This window comes from Kurthia sp. YJT4 (genome assembly GCF_030219945.1).
In the GTDB taxonomy this organism is placed as follows: Bacteria; Bacillota; Bacilli; order Bacillales_A; family Planococcaceae; genus Kurthia; species Kurthia gibsonii.
This window is the reverse complement of record NZ_CP126689.1, coordinates 2,722,565-2,738,038: the sequence shown is the minus strand read 5'-3', so window position 1 is coordinate 2,738,038 and position 15,474 is coordinate 2,722,565. Positions and strand designations below refer to the sequence as shown.

18 protein-coding genes are annotated in these 15,474 nt (G+C 36.5%); 15 read left to right on the top strand and 3 right to left on the bottom strand.

The window, feature by feature from the left end:
- Positions 1–39: 39 nt before the first annotated feature.
- A complete protein-coding gene (locus QN089_RS13630; protein WP_121177165.1) occupies positions 40–1,248 on the top strand; it encodes an MFS transporter in 1,209 nt (402 codons plus the stop codon).
- A gap of 120 nt (positions 1,249–1,368) precedes the next feature.
- Here QN089_RS13630 and QN089_RS13625 read toward each other — a convergent pair whose 3' ends face one another.
- Complete coding sequence (locus QN089_RS13625; protein ID WP_121177127.1) at positions 1,369–1,668, bottom strand: nucleotide pyrophosphohydrolase; 300 nt, start codon at positions 1,666–1,668, stop codon at positions 1,369–1,371.
- A gap of 91 nt (positions 1,669–1,759) precedes the next feature.
- Between QN089_RS13625 and QN089_RS13620 the strand changes: the two genes are divergently transcribed.
- Positions 1,760–2,932, top strand: coding sequence for a M20 peptidase aminoacylase family protein (locus QN089_RS13620; protein ID WP_087681095.1), 1,173 nt, complete (start codon positions 1,760–1,762; stop codon positions 2,930–2,932).
- Between the two features lie 9 nt (positions 2,933–2,941).
- Entirely contained in the window at positions 2,942–4,048 is a 1,107-nt protein-coding gene (gene menC / locus QN089_RS13615) for an o-succinylbenzoate synthase (RefSeq protein WP_285215513.1), read from the top strand.
- Between the two features lie 42 nt (positions 4,049–4,090).
- Here menC and QN089_RS13610 read toward each other — a convergent pair whose 3' ends face one another.
- Positions 4,091–4,936 (bottom strand): GNAT family N-acetyltransferase, encoded by an 846-nt coding sequence (locus QN089_RS13610; RefSeq protein WP_068450522.1) that lies wholly within the window; start codon positions 4,934–4,936, stop codon positions 4,091–4,093.
- Between the two features lie 257 nt (positions 4,937–5,193).
- On the opposite strand from QN089_RS13610, the gene QN089_RS13605 reads away from it, so the two are divergent.
- The 3 genes from QN089_RS13605 (at position 5,194) to QN089_RS13595 (ending at position 7,743) form a co-directional block, all read left to right on the top strand.
- A complete protein-coding gene (locus tag QN089_RS13605; RefSeq protein ID WP_068450524.1) occupies positions 5,194–6,120 on the top strand; it encodes a manganese-dependent inorganic pyrophosphatase in 927 nt (308 codons plus the stop codon).
- A gap of 130 nt (positions 6,121–6,250) precedes the next feature.
- Positions 6,251–6,958: a DsbA family oxidoreductase gene (locus QN089_RS13600; protein ID WP_285215511.1), complete on the top strand. Its 708-nt coding sequence runs from the start codon at positions 6,251–6,253 to the stop codon at positions 6,956–6,958.
- Positions 6,959–7,092: 134 nt separating this feature from the next.
- A complete protein-coding gene (locus tag QN089_RS13595; RefSeq protein WP_087681096.1) occupies positions 7,093–7,743 on the top strand; it encodes an FMN-dependent NADH-azoreductase in 651 nt (216 codons plus the stop codon).
- Positions 7,744–7,869: 126 nt separating this feature from the next.
- Here QN089_RS13595 and QN089_RS13590 read toward each other — a convergent pair whose 3' ends face one another.
- Entirely contained in the window at positions 7,870–8,403 is a 534-nt protein-coding gene (locus QN089_RS13590) for a YceI family protein (protein WP_068450528.1), read from the bottom strand.
- A 267-nt stretch (positions 8,404–8,670) separates the two neighbouring features.
- On the opposite strand from QN089_RS13590, the gene QN089_RS13585 reads away from it, so the two are divergent.
- From QN089_RS13585 to QN089_RS13545, 9 genes are all read left to right on the top strand, one after another.
- On the top strand, positions 8,671–8,976 hold the full coding sequence (locus tag QN089_RS13585) for a winged helix-turn-helix transcriptional regulator (protein WP_068450530.1): 306 nt from the start codon (positions 8,671–8,673) through the stop codon (positions 8,974–8,976).
- 80 nt (positions 8,977–9,056) lie between these two features.
- Positions 9,057–9,980: a UDP-N-acetylmuramate dehydrogenase gene (gene murB, locus QN089_RS13580; RefSeq protein ID WP_068457183.1), complete on the top strand. Its 924-nt coding sequence runs from the start codon at positions 9,057–9,059 to the stop codon at positions 9,978–9,980.
- A 90-nt stretch (positions 9,981–10,070) separates the two neighbouring features.
- The gene (locus tag QN089_RS13575) at positions 10,071–10,832 is read left to right on the top strand and encodes an exodeoxyribonuclease III (RefSeq protein ID WP_068450536.1); all 762 of its coding nucleotides are present in this window, start codon (positions 10,071–10,073) and stop codon (positions 10,830–10,832) included.
- Positions 10,829–11,188 (top strand): fluoride efflux transporter FluC, encoded by a 360-nt coding sequence (locus QN089_RS13570; protein ID WP_285215508.1) that lies wholly within the window; start codon positions 10,829–10,831, stop codon positions 11,186–11,188. The genes QN089_RS13575 and QN089_RS13570 overlap by 4 nt, the downstream gene beginning before the upstream one ends.
- On the top strand, positions 11,185–11,541 hold the full coding sequence (locus tag QN089_RS13565) for a fluoride efflux transporter FluC (RefSeq protein ID WP_285215507.1): 357 nt from the start codon (positions 11,185–11,187) through the stop codon (positions 11,539–11,541). Before QN089_RS13570 ends, QN089_RS13565 begins: the two co-directional genes overlap by 4 nt.
- Before the next feature lie 172 nt (positions 11,542–11,713).
- The gene (locus QN089_RS13560; protein WP_121177137.1) at positions 11,714–12,832 is read left to right on the top strand and encodes a GNAT family N-acetyltransferase; all 1,119 of its coding nucleotides are present in this window, start codon (positions 11,714–11,716) and stop codon (positions 12,830–12,832) included.
- 114 nt (positions 12,833–12,946) lie between these two features.
- On the top strand, positions 12,947–13,366 hold the full coding sequence (gene mntR / locus QN089_RS13555; protein WP_068450546.1) for a transcriptional regulator MntR: 420 nt from the start codon (positions 12,947–12,949) through the stop codon (positions 13,364–13,366).
- 38 nt (positions 13,367–13,404) lie between these two features.
- Positions 13,405–14,262, top strand: a complete 858-nt coding sequence (locus tag QN089_RS13550; RefSeq protein WP_087681099.1) for a CvfB family protein — start codon at positions 13,405–13,407, stop codon at positions 14,260–14,262.
- A gap of 200 nt (positions 14,263–14,462) precedes the next feature.
- The gene (locus QN089_RS13545; RefSeq protein WP_087681100.1) at positions 14,463–15,398 is read left to right on the top strand and encodes a DUF1002 domain-containing protein; all 936 of its coding nucleotides are present in this window, start codon (positions 14,463–14,465) and stop codon (positions 15,396–15,398) included.
- Positions 15,399–15,474 lie beyond the last annotated feature (76 nt).

Sequence of the window (15,474 nt, the reverse complement as noted above, 5' to 3'; positions counted from 1 at the left end):
TCTAGTGACAAGACAGTTGGAGGGTTTTACGTGACAACAATGACAAAAGGCAAAAAGAAGCCGATTACACGAAATAAATTATTAGCAATTGCAGGAGTTGGCTGGCTCTTTGATGCATTAGACGTAGGAATTTTATCATTCGTTATTGCAGCTTTAGCAGTAGAGTGGAATTTAACGCCGACAGAGATGGGATGGATTGGTAGTATCAACTCGATTGGTATGGCTGTTGGTGCACTCGCATTTGGTTTGATGGCAGATCGTTTTGGACGAAAATCTGTATTCATGTGGACGCTCGTTATTTTTTCTGTAGCAAGTGGTCTATCAGCTGCTACAACAACGCTAGCAGCTTTCATGGTACTACGATTCTTCGTAGGAATGGGGCTCGGCGGGGAATTACCAGTAGCTTCAACATTAGTTTCTGAAAGTGTCGCACCAAAAGAGCGTGGACGTGTAGTCGTTCTTTTAGAGAGCTTCTGGGCAGGTGGTTGGCTACTTGCAGCGATTATCTCGTATTTTGTCATCCCAACATACGGATGGCGCGTGGCATTAATCTTAACAGCGATTCCAGCGTTCTATGCGATTTATTTACGTATTAGTTTACCTGATTCACCAAAATACGAGGCGAATAAATCAAAAAGACAATCGATTTGGAAAAATATACAGTCTGTCTGGAAGAAAGAGTATGCAAAGAGTACACTCATGCTATGGATTGTCTGGTTTATGGTGGTCTTCTCTTATTACGGTATGTTCTTATGGTTACCAAGTGTTATGGTCATGAAAGGATTCAGCATGATTCAATCATTTGAATATGTACTGATTATGACACTTGCACAATTACCAGGTTATTTTACAGCAGCTTGGATTATTGAAAAAGTAGGGCGTAAATTTGTGTTATCACTTTACTTACTTGGTACAGCAGTAAGTGCTTTAACATTCGGTTTTGCAGACACGACAGCGATGCTACTAGTATCAGGTATGTTCCTATCTTTCTTCAATTTAGGAGCATGGGGTGCATTGTACGCTTATACGCCTGAAAATTATCCAACAATTATTCGTGGGACAGGTTCAGGTATGGCCGCTTCTGTAGGTCGTTTAGGTGGGATTTTCGGACCGCTATTAGTTGGGGTGTTAACAGCGAGAAGCGTGGATATTAGTAGTATTTTTACAATTTTCACGATTGCGATTGTCATTGCCATTATTGCAATTATCTTCTTAGGAAAAGAAACGAAACAAATGGAAATTGATTAATAAAGAAGTGTAGTGATGCATTTAAAAATCACTACACTTTTTTATTTTAATAAAAACAGAGTGTTTATGATGTTAATTATTGAAATATTCCATTATCATAATATTAATAAGTTAAACACATTATTTTTCGGGTACTGGATATTTAATGAGATTTTTGGCTAGTTTTTCAGAAACAGCCTGTTGTAAATCAATATCCATGTGATCAGCGAGAGCAACTAAGTAAATGAATACATCAGCTAGTTCTTCTTTAATTGCTTGGTGATACGTAGCAGTTGCTTCTTCACCTGTTTTCCATTGAAAAGGCTCTAATAATTCATTTGCCTCAAGTGAAATTGAGATAGCTAAAGCACGTGCATCTTGATTAAGGTGCCAACCGCGCTCTTTTCGGAACTCCAAAATTTCTTGTATTGTTTTTTGCATGAAAACGCACTCCTTAAAAATTCATTTAGTTTCATTATAACGGACTGATTGATTATATAATGTATGTAAGTAGAAAAGGATGGGGATTAAAATGAATAGTGACTTGTTAAAGACATTAAAGCCAACACTAGATGAAGTATTTTCACATTTGCATGAGAATCCAGAAAAAAGTTGGAGTGAAATAAATACAACCAAATATATTGCAAATTTACTAGAAGGTCATGGGTTTAAAGTACATCTTTTTGAACGTATTCCAGGTTTATATGTTGAGTTTGGTAGTGGCAGTCCGGTTGTCGCTCTAAGAACAGACATGGATGCGCTATGGCAAGAAGTAAACGGCGAATTCCGTGCGAATCATTCATGTGGGCATGATGGACATATGACAATGGCTATTGGTGCTTGTTTATTTATTCAAGAATTAATTGATAAAAATCAATTTTCAATGGACGAAGGCGGTACAATTCGCGTCATCTTCCAACCTGCGGAAGAAAAAGGGCAGGGTGCGTTATCGGTCATTGATACAGGGCTAATGGATGATGTAGATTATTTATTCGGTGTACATGTTCGCCCAATCCAAGAATTAAAAGATGGTGAATTTAGTCCAGCACTTCATCATGGTGCATCACGCCAAGTATCGTGTGAAATTTATGGTGAAGAGGCACATGCTGCTCGTCCTCATCTTGGAAAAAATGCGATTGAGATTGGTAGTAGTTTAGTAGACGCTTTGAAGTCGATCCATGTGGATACAACAATTCCTTGGTCTGTTAAAGTGACACGCTTCCAAGCAGGTGGTGAGGCAGGGAATGTTATTCCAGGTAAAGCCATTTTAACGATGGATGCACGTGCGCAAACAAATGCTGCAATGGAACAGTTAGGTGAAGGGATTAGCCGAAGTATTCGTGCCGTATCAGAAATGTACGAAGCGCATATCGAACAAAAAGTGTTATTAGATATCGCTGCTGCAGAAGTAAGTGACGAAGCGAGAGATATTTTGAAAAAGTCGATTATTGAAGCAGTAGGTGAAGATCATTTAGGTGAAGAAATCATCACACCAGGAGGAGAGGACTTCCATTTCTATACAAAACGTCGTCCTCATATTAAAGCGGCTATGCTTGGTCTTGGTTGTGGATTAGTACCAGGACTTCATCATCCACATATGACATTTAATCATGACCAATTAATTGTCGGTGTAGATATTCTATCACGCGCTGTTATGACAGCATTAGAGCAAGCAAGACAGCAATCAGCACCAGTGTTAGGGTGATAAACGAACATGAAAATTGAAAAAGTTGTTTTACGAAAAATGAAAATGCGAATGAAGCACCCTTTTACGACAAGCTTTGGTACGGTACAAGATAAAGTATTTATTATAGTAGAGGCTTATGATGATCAAGGTTTCTGTGGTTACGGTGAGGGGGATGCCTTTGAAATTCCGTGGTACACAGAAGAAACAGTCGAAAGCTGTTGGCATATGTTGCGAGATTTTTATATACCGAGATTACTCCATGTAGATTTTCAGCATCCCAGTGAAGTACGTGAACTTTTATCGGTTTATCGCCGTAATCCAATGGCAAAGGCAGCTATTGAAACAGCGATTTGGGATGTCTATGCCAAACGAATGAATAAACCACTGTATCAGGTAATTGGCGGTATCCGAAATGAAGTAGAAGTAGGTGTAAGTATTGGATTACAACCGACAAGTGAGCAACTATATGAAAAAATAGAGCAGGCATTACAAAATGGTGCGAAACGAATTAAAGTGAAAATTAAGCCAGGTAACGATGTTGAATTAGTCAAAACGATTCGCGCGCGCTATCCAGATGTACCGCTTATGGTTGATGCGAATTCAGCCTACACATTAGAAGATCTTCCTTTATTAAAAGAACTAGATGCCTATAATCTATTGATGATTGAGCAACCACTTGGAGCAGACGATTTAATAGAGCATGCGACGTTACAAAAAGAATTAAAAACACCGATTTGTTTAGATGAGAGCATTTGTAGTTTGAAAGATGCAAAAACAGCTATTGCCCTCGATGCTGGACGAATCTTTAATATTAAAATTGCGCGTGTTGGTGGTATTGAAGAAGCTAGATTAATTCATGAAGAAGCGAGTAAAGAGGGTATTAAGATGTGGGGTGGCGGTATGCTAGAAGCAGGTATTGGGCGTGCGCATAGTGTTGCGATTGCGACATTAACAAATTTCACATTACCAGCTGATACTTCGGGTTCTCGTCACTATTTCGAAGAAGATTTGATTATTCCTGAAGTTGTTGTAGAGAAGGGTGTTATTCATTTACCTGAAAAAGCAGGTATTGGATATGATGTAAATCTAGATGCTTATGAACGATTTACAACAGAATATTTAATATGCAAATAATAAAAGTAGCGAGTGGTTTTCAGCCCATTCGCTACTTTTGCTTTATGCGTAAACTTCTTCTTTTGTGGTCTCTGTGTGCGTAGGCGGTTGTGTTAACATTTTACCTAAGAAAATTTCATCATAAAATTGTCCATTCACGTGAATTGCATGTAACCTTGTACCCTCAACTTCAAATTGTCTACTTTTATAATACGTCAGTGTATGATGATTACCATCTAATACAGATGCATCTAATCGATCAATCTCTTGTTCTTTTGCCCATTCTTCTACTGCACAAAGTAAATCATGTGCAATTTCTGCTTTTTGATATTCTGGCATGAGTTGAATTGATGTCATGGCACGATGTTGGAATCCTTGTGAGATATGTCGCCAGACTTGTGCAACACCACGAATATGTCCGTCAACAACTGCCACAAAAAATTGTCCGGCATTTTTAATATTCCAATGCGAAATTCTTTTACGTAAAGCGGATAAAGTATCAGGAGCTTGTAAGAAATCATAGTGATTCATCGGCTCTAATTCTTTTAAGCGATGCATAAAACGCGTTAAATTGCGTACATCATTTAACTCAGCTTGGCGAATAATATATGTGCATGTTGCGTCATTTGTTGTTTTGTTTTGTTGTACTTGTTGAGCAGAGCGTTCAAATTGTACATAAAAACCAAGCTGTACTTTTGAAACGAAGTAGTTTTTTTCTGTCCACGCTAAAAAATGTTGTAAAGGTGGTTTTGTTTTTGTCCACCAGCTCCTATTTAAATAAGCTGCATTTGGCAACTTTTGTCCAATAATCGTTTCTATTTCAGAAAAAGAAAGTTGAATCACCGGTTCTTTTAATACATGAAAATAGTTGGCTAAAGGAATGTATTTCTTTTCGATTGCATGTTCCATAGTTCTACCTCTTTTTCATTTCGTTTATATCAAAATAATATCATAATTAACGATTTATTAGATACTAATCGGACTATATATAATATAATAGACAAAAAATTGTTAAAAAATAACGATTTTCAAAAGAGTTAAAGGTGAAATAGTAAGTAAACGAATTTTTAGTTTCGGCGTTTCATTTCATTTTTTTTCATTTATAAATATGGTAAAATACATAGGATTAAATAAGTAAGTACATTTCTTTAGGAGGAATTTAGAATATGAGCAAAATTTTAGTTTTCGGGCATAAAAATCCAGATACAGATACGATTACATCTGCATTAGTTTATGCTTACTTAAAACAACAACTAGGTGTAGATGCAGAAGCAGTACGTTTAGGTGAAGTAAACAATGAAACGGCATTCGCTTTAGAAAAATTCGGTTTCGATGCACCACGCCTTGTTGAAAAAGTTGCACCTGAAGCAGCAGAAGTGATCCTAGTAGACCACAACGAATTCCAACAATCTGCTGAAGATATTCAAGATGTAACAATTAGCGAAGTAATCGATCATCACCGTATTGCAAACTTTGAAACAGCGAACCCACTTTACTACCGCGCAGAGCCAGTTGGTTGTACAGCAACGATTTTAAACAAAATGTTCAAAGAGAATGATGTAGAAGTTCCAGCAAACTATGCGGGTTTAATGCTATCTGCTATCGTATCGGATACATTATTATTAAAATCACCTACTTGCACGCCACAAGACGTGAAAGCAGCGACAGAATTAGCTGCTAAAGCAGGTGTTAACTTAGAAGAATATGGTCTAGCAATGTTAAAGGCAGGCGCAGACTTATCAGATAAATCACTAGAAGATTTATTATCACTTGATGCAAAAGAATTTGAGATGGGTTCAAGTAAAGTCATCATTGCACAAGTAAATGCTGTAGACGTGAATGATGTATTAAGTCGCCAAGCAGAACTTGAATTACTATTAAATAAAGAAGTTGCAGAAAAAGGGTTAGACTTATTCTTCTTCGTTGTAACAGATATTTTAAATAATAATTCAGTTGCAGTACCAGCAGGTTATTTAGCAACACGTTCAGCTGAAGCATTTGGTACGATTTTAGTGAATAATCAAATTGAGCTAAAAGGTATAGTATCACGTAAAAAACAAATCGTTCCAACATTAACAGAAGTGTTTCAATAATAAAAAATACGCGCACTTGCTTTAATAGTAAGTGCGTATTTTTTTAGTTTTTTAAATACCTATTAGGGTATGAGCTGATAAATTGCTTTTCGATTCCTTTTCCTTATAGAATGGATGAGAGGTGATTGGAATGAAAATCGAAGTATGGTCAGATTATGTATGCCCATTCTGTTACATTGGCAAAAGAGAATTAGAAAAAGCGATTAAAAATACAGGTTTTGAAGGGAAAATTGATGTGGAATTTAAAGCATATCAATTAGATCCAACAACACCAGCAGAATCAGACGAATCGATGTATACAGCACTAGCGCGTAAATTTGGTTCTTCTGAAGAACAAGCAAAAGCACAAACAGAAGGTATTGCAGCTCGTGCAAAAGAAGTCGGCTTACATTATGACTTTGATAAAATGACTCCTGCCAATACATTTAAAGCACATCGTCTATCAAAATTTGCAGGCGAGCATGGTCTTGAAAAAGAGATGACAGAACGCTTACTAAAAGCTTACTTTGAAGAAGGTATGAAGATTGGGAATACAGATGTCTTAGTATCACTTGCAACAGAAGTAGGGCTAGAGGAAGCAGCTGTACGTGATTTACTTACAGAGGATCAATTTGCAGCAGAAGTACTTGCAGATATCCAACAAGCACGTGAGATTGGTGTACAAGGTGTTCCATTCTTCGTACTAAATGAAAAATATGCTGTATCAGGAGCACAACCAACTTCTGTATTTGAACAAGCAATTAAACAAGTTGCCGAAGAAGAAGGCTTACGTCCAGGGTTAAAAATGATGGGTTCAGGTGAATCTGGTGTATGTAAAGACGGACAATGTGAACTTTAATAAAGATTTGCCTACGATTTTCAGTCGAAAGTCGTAGGTTTTTTGATTGACTTAAAAAACGATTTTCTGTATGATTAATTTATCTCGAAATCGAGACAATAATAAAATTGATTATATAAATAGGAGAGATTATTTTGACAAACGTATTAGTAGTAAAAGCAAATAATCGTCCTTCAACAGAAGGCGTTTCAAGTAAAATGTACGAAGTATTCATGGAATCTGTAAAAGGTTTAGACAACGTAAATGTAACAACTTACGATGTATATGAAGAAGATACTCCATACTTCGGTCAAGACGTATTCAACGCTTACGGTAAATTAGCCCAAGGCGAAGAATTAAACGAAGTAGAAGCTGCTGTAATGGCTGCTCAAACAAAAGCACGTGAAGCAGTAACAAACGCAGATGTAGTTGTATTTGCTTTCCCACTTTGGAACTTAACAATCCCAGCTAAATTACAAACATTCATCGATTACGTATATGCTGCTGGATTCTCATTCAAATATGACGAGAACGGTAACTTAGTATCATTATTAACAGATAAAAAAGCGATCATCTTAAATGCTCGTGGCGGTATCTACTCAACTCCAGAAACAGCTGGTATGGAAATGGCAGTAAACTACATCAAAGCAGTAGTTGGCGGCGTATTCGGTATGGAAATCATTGATGAAGTAATCATCGAGGGTCATAACGCAATGCCTGCAAAAGCTGAAGAAATCAAAGCAGCTGGTTTCGAAGCAGTAAAAGCAGCAGCACAAAAATTAGCGAACGTAACAGTGAACGCTTAATTCATATAATCAGAGTCGTACATTCGTGTGTGACTCTTTTTTATTTATTTTAAAAATAAATCGAGAGACATCGCACCAATGGGCACAATGTCTCTCGATTTAGATTATATACTTTTTCTTTTGAGTTTAGTCTAAAGGATTTGCTTCAATTTCAACATGGATTTTAATTTCTTCACCAACAAGTACGCCACCTGTTTCTAAAGTTGAGTTCCATGTTAAGCCAAAGTCTTTACGGTTAATTTTTGTGTTTGCTTCGAATGCTACAACTTCTGCACCCCATGGGTTACGTCCGCGACCAGCATATTCTACTTTAAATGTAACAGGTTTAGTTACGTCACGAATTGTGAAATCACCTGTTAAATCATACTCTGCATCATCTGTTTTTTTGATATCTGTCGCAACAAATGTCATTTGTGGATATTTTTCAGCATCTAAGAAGTCTTCAGAACGTAAGTGCGTATCGCGATCTTCGTTACGTGAATCAATGCTTGCCACGTCGATTGTAAATTTGATTTCAGCATCTGTTAAATCTTCTGGATCTAATTTTAAGTCTGCAGTGAATGTATCGAATGAACCACGTACTTTTGCAATCATCATATGTTTGACTTCGAAACCTAAGTTTGAGTGTGCGCCATCTACTTTAAATACTTGTTTTGTCATTATAAATCCTCCTAGAATTGTTTATTATTTGGTATTGAATACATCATAACGCATTTTTATCTCGAATTCAAGAGTTTTTAATTCGAGATAAAAACATTCGAGGTAATGGAAGACAGTTGCGACGTTTCTTCACAAATCTTCTACACTCACTTTTTCCCCTTATCCTTATACTGAAACATAAAGATTTGTTCATTTTCGCACAGATCATTATTACAATTAGTCACACACACAAGAAATCTGTACAATAGAAAGTACGAGGTGAAGAAGATGACACAAAAAGAATTATGTCCTCGATTATCCAAAGCGATGGATTTGATTGGGAAGCGTTGGGTCGGTTTAATTTTGTATGATTTATTAGATGGTCCAAGACGTTTTAATCAAATACAATCGAGTTTACCAATTAGTGGGCGTTTACTATCTGAACGTTTAAAGGAATTAGAGAAAGAAGGGATTGTTGAACGTCATGTTCATACAGAAATACCCATTCGCGTAGAATATCAATTAACAGATAAAGGTATGAGTTTAGAAAGCACAATTCGTGCGATTGAAAAATGGTCGAAAGAGTGGCTTTAATGAATAAATACAGGTAGAATGTCTAATGTATATTCACGTTTTAAATGAACTTATTCGAGAAAGGAATGTATGTTTCAACTATGAAATTACAATGGGCAAAAGAACTAGAAGCAATTGTTGACCCTCAGCATATTAAAATTGATGAACCTTTAAATAAATATACAATGACAAAATTAGGAGGGCCTGCGGATGTATTTGTCATGGCGACTACAGAAGAGCAGGCAGGTGCAGTTGTAAAATATGCACGCAAAAATAATATCCCGATTTTCTTATTAGGAAATGGATCGAACATGGTCATTCGTGATGGTGGAATGCGTGGAATCGTATTAAACCTTTCAAAGCTTAACCAAATTCATATTGAAGGTACAACTGTATATGCACAATCAGGTGCGCTTATTATTGATGTGTCAAAAGCAGCAGCAGCAGAATCACTAACAGGTTTGGAATTCTCATGTGGTATTCCAGGTTCAGTTGGCGGTGCGATGGCGATGAACGCAGGCGCATATGGTGGCGAAATTAATGATGTCATTAAAAGTTGTAAAGTTTTAACACATGAAGGCGATGTAGTTGTTCTGTCGAAAGAAGAATTAGAATTAGGCTATCGTAAAAGTGTGATCCAATCAAAAGGCTTCTACGCACTTTCTTCTGTTTTTGAATTACAAAAAGGCAATAAAGAACAAATTGATGCAACAATTGCAGATTTAACGCATAAACGTACATCAAAACAACCGTTAGAATATCCTTCAGCAGGAAGTGTATTCAAACGCCCTCCAGGCATGTTTGCTGGTAAGTTAATTCAAGATAGTGGCTTACAAGGAAAAGGTGTTGGTGGTGCAGAAGTTTCAACAAAACACGCAGGATTTATCATTAATAAAGGCAATGCAACAGCAACCGACTATATCAAGACAATTGAAATGGTTCAACAAGTTGTGAAAGAAAAATTCGGTGTAGATTTAGAAACAGAAGTGCGTATTGTTGGTGAGGATGTAGCACAACCTAAATAATTTTAAAAAGCTACTAGAAAGTTCGGAACCTTATAAGGAAACGAGCTTTCATAGGAGCTTTTTTACATAGGAAACGGGAGGAAATCATATATGAAATTCGTATCGTGGAATGTAAATGGTATTCGAGCAGTTGTTAAGAAAGGATTTATGGAATACTTTCAAGCTGTCGAGGCAGATTTCTTTTGTATTCAAGAATCAAAATGCCAAGAAGGTCAAATTGAATTAGATTTACCAGGCTATTATCAATACTGGAACTATGCTGAGCGAAAAGGCTATTCTGGTACAGCCATCTTTACTAAGCATAAGCCACTTTCTGTACATTATGGTGTGGGGGAACAAACAAGTGAAGAAGAAGGTAGGATTATTACGCTTGAATATGAAAAGTTTTATCTGGTGAATGTATATACACCCAATACTAAACGTGACTTATCTCGTCTTTCTGGACGTATGGAGTGGGAAGTGGAATTAAAAAATTATTTGCAACAATTAGATGCGAAAAAGCCTGTCATTTACTGTGGAGATTTGAACGTGGCACATGAAGCCATTGATTTAAAAAATCCAAAAACAAATGTAGGTAATGCTGGATTTACAATGGAAGAACGACAAGCGATGACCGCTTTACTCGAAGCGGGTTTTACAGATACATTCCGTTACCTTTATCCTGAAGAAGAAGGTAAATATAGTTGGTGGTCTTATATGAATAAAGCGCGTGATCGCAATATCGGTTGGCGTATTGATTACTTTATTGTGTCGAACCGAATTGCTCATACGATTCAAAAAGCTGAAATTCATGATGACATTTTAGGGAGTGATCATTGCCCAGTATTACTTCAGTTAAAGGAAAGCGAATGAACTTCTTAGCGGTATTTTTAGGAGGAGCTGTTGGAGCAACGCTTCGCTACTTTGTTATTCTATGGTCACCTGCTGAGGTGGTATTGTGGATTGTGAATATTGTAGGTAGCTTTTCGATGGGGGCTTTACAAGCATACTATTTACAAAGGTCCGCACCTGTTTGGAAATTATTTTGGACAACGGGTGTACTAGGGTCCTTTACTACATTTTCATCTTTTTCAGCAGAATGGTTTACTCATTTTGAAGTAAATCCTTTCTACGCAAGTCTCTATGCAATTGGAATAACAATTAGTTGCTTTCTAGCTGCATTCATAGGCTTTTTACTCCTGCGTAAGAGGGGAGAACAGATAGTATGATTTTATGGATTGCACTAGGTGGAGGGATTGGAGCAATTCTTCGTTACGTAACAGTCCTTGCTTTCGAAAAATATCAAAGCCCTTTTTATATAGCTACATTTATTGTAAATGTTATTGGTAGTTTGATTATGGGATTCATGATTATTTATAACATACAAAGTCAAATTGTCTTCGCGTTTATTACGTTAGGTATATTAGGTGGTTATACGACATTCTCTACTTTTGCCTTTGATTTTGTTCGTTTGACACAACAGAAAAAATATATGACTGCAATAATTTATACGGGAAGTACACTTATTGTAAGCTTTATCTTCTTTTTAATAGGGCTGTACTTAGGTGGAAGAATTGTATAAATAAAAGCTCTATTACATGACCTCGACATGTAGTAGAGCTTTTTAAATGTATATGAAAAATTGAATAATATGCTAGATTTTAATATACTCAATACATTCGAAGAAATGACTTTATTCGAACCTGTATAAAATAAAAATGATTCATATAAAATAGAAAAAAGAGGGAAATACAATGGAATTAAAGGAATGGACGATTGAAGAACAAGAACCATTGATTCAATTTTTAACAACGAATGTATGGCCTTATCACGTGAATTCTCACCCAGGGAGAGAATTAATTGAAAAGGCGATTGAAGAAGGCGGCTATGAGTCAGACGATGTGAAGACGTTTTGGGTAGAGAATACAGAGGGTGAAAAAGTAGGTATTGTTCAACTTTATGATTTACAAGATGAAATTCCAATTTTCGATTTAAGAATTGCAGAAAAGTATCGTGAACAAGGTTATGGTCTACAAGCACTTCGATTAGTTTCAGAATATGTTTTTAAATTACCTGGTAAAATTCGTTTAGAAGGTCATACACGTCAAGATAATGTTGCAATGCGTAAAACATTTGAACGTGTAGGCTTTGTGAAGGAAGCGCATTTTAGAAAGGCATGGTACGTACCAAAAGAAGGTGAATACTACGATGCAATCACATATGGTATTACACGCGAAGATTTTTTATCGGGTGTAAAAACGCCAGTTTGCTGGGATGACGTAACAGAGGAACGTCCAAAGCCTCAAATTAATTGGGACTTTGAATCGAGCTTTGAGTCAGAGCGCTTAATGATTCGCATGCCAGAATTAGATGATACAGATGCTGTATTTGAAGCACAAAAGCGTTCTGCGCGTTCTTTAAAAGCCTACATGCCATGGGCTCAAAAAGAAGCTATACGCGAAGAAGTACGTGCAACATTACGTGAAGCAAATGCGAATTTCTTAGCACGAAAAGATTTACGCCTCCACGTATTTTTAAAAGAAACAGGAGAGTTTGTTGGAAGCTCAGGGCTACATCGAATTGATTGGGAAATTCCGAAATTTGAGATTGGTTATTGGATTGATGACCGTTTTGAAGGGAATGGGTATATGACAGAAGCAGTCAAACGTATTACAGAGTTTGCTTTCGAAGAATTAAGTGCGAAACGAATTGAAATTCGCTGTGATCGAGATAATGTTCGTAGTCGTGCTGTTGCAGAAAGAACGGGATACGAACTAGAAGGTATTTTACGAAATGATTGTTTAGATGCAAGTGGTCTTCACCTTCGTGATACCTGTGTTTACGCTAAAATTGATGAAAGTTCTTCTCATTGATTTCAAAAAAAGTTCTGATTAGTACAAATAATTGACCTTTCTCTTGAAGTAGTTACGTTTTATGTTTCCATGTAGTAAGATAGAAGGATAAGACATTGAAAGAGAGGGAACTAGATGCCGACACCTAGTATGGAAGATCACATCGAACAGATTTATTTATTAATTGATCAGAAGGGCTATGCACGTGTATCGGATATCGCAGAAGCTCTATCAGTGCTTCCTTCTTCTGTTACAAAGATGGTTCAGAAGTTAGATAAGGATGGCTATTTAGTGTACGAGCGTTATCGTGGTTTAACTTTAACTTCAAAAGGTACGAAGCTAGGAAAGAGATTAGTCGATCGCCATAGCTTATTAGAAAAGTTATTGCGTCTCATTGGTGTGAATGAGGAGCTGATTTATCATGATGTGGAAGGAATCGAGCATCATTTAAGTTGGAATTCAATTGATCGAATAGCAGATCTGATTCAAGTGCTAGAAGAAAATCCCGAGTTTCTTCAAAAGCTTGAAGTTGTTAGGAATCAACAAGAAGATTAACAATAAAACCCGTTCTTTAGTGCGAAAGGAGTCATAAAGTGACACAATTACAAGTAGGCGACGTTACAAAATTAGTCGTAAAGGAAATTTTAGATTCAAAATATATTTTAACGAATGATGAGGTAGATATTCCGTTAAATGCATCAGATGTAGAAGAAGAACTTCAATTGAATGATCATGTTGAAGTATTCTTATATGCTGACCGTCGTGGCGACTTAGCTGCAACAACAGCAATCCCGCATATCTTAAAAGATGAATATGGTTTTGCAAAAGTATTACATGTAAGTGAACATGATGGTGCAAAAATCGATATCGGTACTTCGCGTGAAGTATTCGTTCCAGCAGAAGATCTACCAACACTTCGTGAATTATGGCCAGAGCCAGGCGATCATCTATATGTGACATTACGTGTTGATCGTAATGGTGGACTATTTGGTCGTTTAATTAATGAAGATCGTTTTTTAGAGCTTTATGAAGACGCAGACCCATCATTATTCAATCAAAATATTGTAGCAAGACCATATCGTTTATTACCTGTAGGTACATTTTTAATTGGTGTTGATGTACCATACCGTATTTTTGTTCATGAATCAGAGCGTAAAGCAGAACCAAGACTAGGTGCTGACGTAACCGTTCGCGTGATTGAAGTAAAAGAAGACGGTACAGTGAACGCTTCCATGTTACCACGTGTATATGAGCGTTTATCAGAAGATGCAGATCAAATTTTTGCCTACCTTCAAGAAGCAGGCGGTAAAATGCCATTCGGTGATAAATCCTCACCTGAAGAAATTAAAGAGATGTTTAACATGAGTAAAGGAGCTTTCAAACGTGCATTAGGTACATTAATGAAAGCAGGAAGAATTGTTCAAGAAGATGGATGGACTATTCTAAAATAACTTCTATTCGAAGTCATTCCAACTCCCCTCTCATTTTAACAGGAGGAGCCGTAGCTTTATGCGTAGGTATCCTCCTTTTTTTCATACTCAATTGTATAAAAAAGATGTTATAAACGAATAAAGAAACCTTTCCCTTATTTTTTCGTATTATTGTATAGCGCGAAAGAAGCAGAAGAATTTGTAAAGGAGTGTAAGAATATATGAAAAAGCAAGTAATCGCAGTTGTAGCAGCTATTGGTCTGGCAACAACGTCTATTGCAGCACCAACAATTAGTTTAGCTAGTACAGCTACACAAACGAATAAAGATGCAGTAAATGAAAAACTAGGTGTACCAATCGCTGTATATGGTGATTCATTGACAGCAGATGAAAAAGAAAAAGTGAAGAAAAGTTTAAATGTAGCAGCAGATGAGGAAACAGAAGAAATCACTGTTACAGGAGCGGATATTGCGAAGTATATTCAAGATGGTAATCCACGCGCAAGACTATACTCATCAGCAAAAATCACGCCACAAGATAAAGGAAAAGGCTTAGCGATTAATATTGTCACACCAGATGATATTACAGAAGTAACGTCTGATATGTATGCCAATGCAATGTTAACTGCAGGTGTAGATGATGCAAAAGTAGATGTAGCGGCACCAAAACCTGTAACAGGACATTCTGCATTAGCAGGTATTTATAAAGCATATGAATCAACAACAGGTAAAAAGCTCGATAAAGACCGTACAGATGTAGCAAACCAAGAGTTAAATGTAGCAACAGGTTTAGCAAAAAATTCAAATGTTTCAGATGAAAAAGTAAGTCAGTTACTAACAGAAATTAAGCAAGAAATTGCAAAACAAAAGCCAGCTACAAAAGAAGAAGTAGCTCAAATTGTCGATGATAAACTAAGCACATTAAACATTCAACTAAGCGACCAAGATCGTCAAATGCTAGTTGATTTAATGGATAAAATCAGTAAATTAGACATCGACTTTGGTAAATGGTCTTCACAACTAGATGACTTAAATAACACAATTAAAGATAAACTAGACAATATCAAAAATGATATTAATAGTGATACTGGTTTCTGGGCGAGTGTGAAGAACTTCTTCCAAAACCTTGTAGATACAGTAAAAGGTTGGTTTAACTAATTAGATAAAAGCAATTGATGTAGAGCTGAAAACATCAATTGCTTTTTATTTTGCAATTTAAAATAAAGCATGTTAA

Coding starts and splice junctions, on each gene's coding strand:
- QN089_RS13630 (WP_121177165.1), top strand. CDS start 40: ATGACAAAAGGCAAAAAGAAGCCGATTACACGAAATAAATTATTAGCA.
- QN089_RS13625 (WP_121177127.1), bottom strand. CDS start 1,668: ATGCAAAAAACAATACAAGAAATTTTGGAGTTCCGAAAAGAGCGCGGT.
- QN089_RS13620 (WP_087681095.1), top strand. CDS start 1,760: ATGAATAGTGACTTGTTAAAGACATTAAAGCCAACACTAGATGAAGTA.
- menC (WP_285215513.1), top strand. CDS start 2,942: ATGAAAATTGAAAAAGTTGTTTTACGAAAAATGAAAATGCGAATGAAG.
- QN089_RS13610 (WP_068450522.1), bottom strand. CDS start 4,936: ATGGAACATGCAATCGAAAAGAAATACATTCCTTTAGCCAACTATTTT.
- QN089_RS13605 (WP_068450524.1), top strand. CDS start 5,194: ATGAGCAAAATTTTAGTTTTCGGGCATAAAAATCCAGATACAGATACG.
- QN089_RS13600 (WP_285215511.1), top strand. CDS start 6,251: ATGAAAATCGAAGTATGGTCAGATTATGTATGCCCATTCTGTTACATT.
- QN089_RS13590 (WP_068450528.1), bottom strand. CDS start 8,403: ATGACAAAACAAGTATTTAAAGTAGATGGCGCACACTCAAACTTAGGT.
- QN089_RS13585 (WP_068450530.1), top strand. CDS start 8,671: ATGACACAAAAAGAATTATGTCCTCGATTATCCAAAGCGATGGATTTG.
- murB (WP_068457183.1), top strand. CDS start 9,057: ATGAAATTACAATGGGCAAAAGAACTAGAAGCAATTGTTGACCCTCAG.
- QN089_RS13575 (WP_068450536.1), top strand. CDS start 10,071: ATGAAATTCGTATCGTGGAATGTAAATGGTATTCGAGCAGTTGTTAAG.
- QN089_RS13570 (WP_285215508.1), top strand. CDS start 10,829: ATGAACTTCTTAGCGGTATTTTTAGGAGGAGCTGTTGGAGCAACGCTT.
- QN089_RS13565 (WP_285215507.1), top strand. CDS start 11,185: ATGATTTTATGGATTGCACTAGGTGGAGGGATTGGAGCAATTCTTCGT.
- QN089_RS13560 (WP_121177137.1), top strand. CDS start 11,714: ATGGAATTAAAGGAATGGACGATTGAAGAACAAGAACCATTGATTCAA.
- mntR (WP_068450546.1), top strand. CDS start 12,947: ATGCCGACACCTAGTATGGAAGATCACATCGAACAGATTTATTTATTA.
- QN089_RS13545 (WP_087681100.1), top strand. CDS start 14,463: ATGAAAAAGCAAGTAATCGCAGTTGTAGCAGCTATTGGTCTGGCAACA.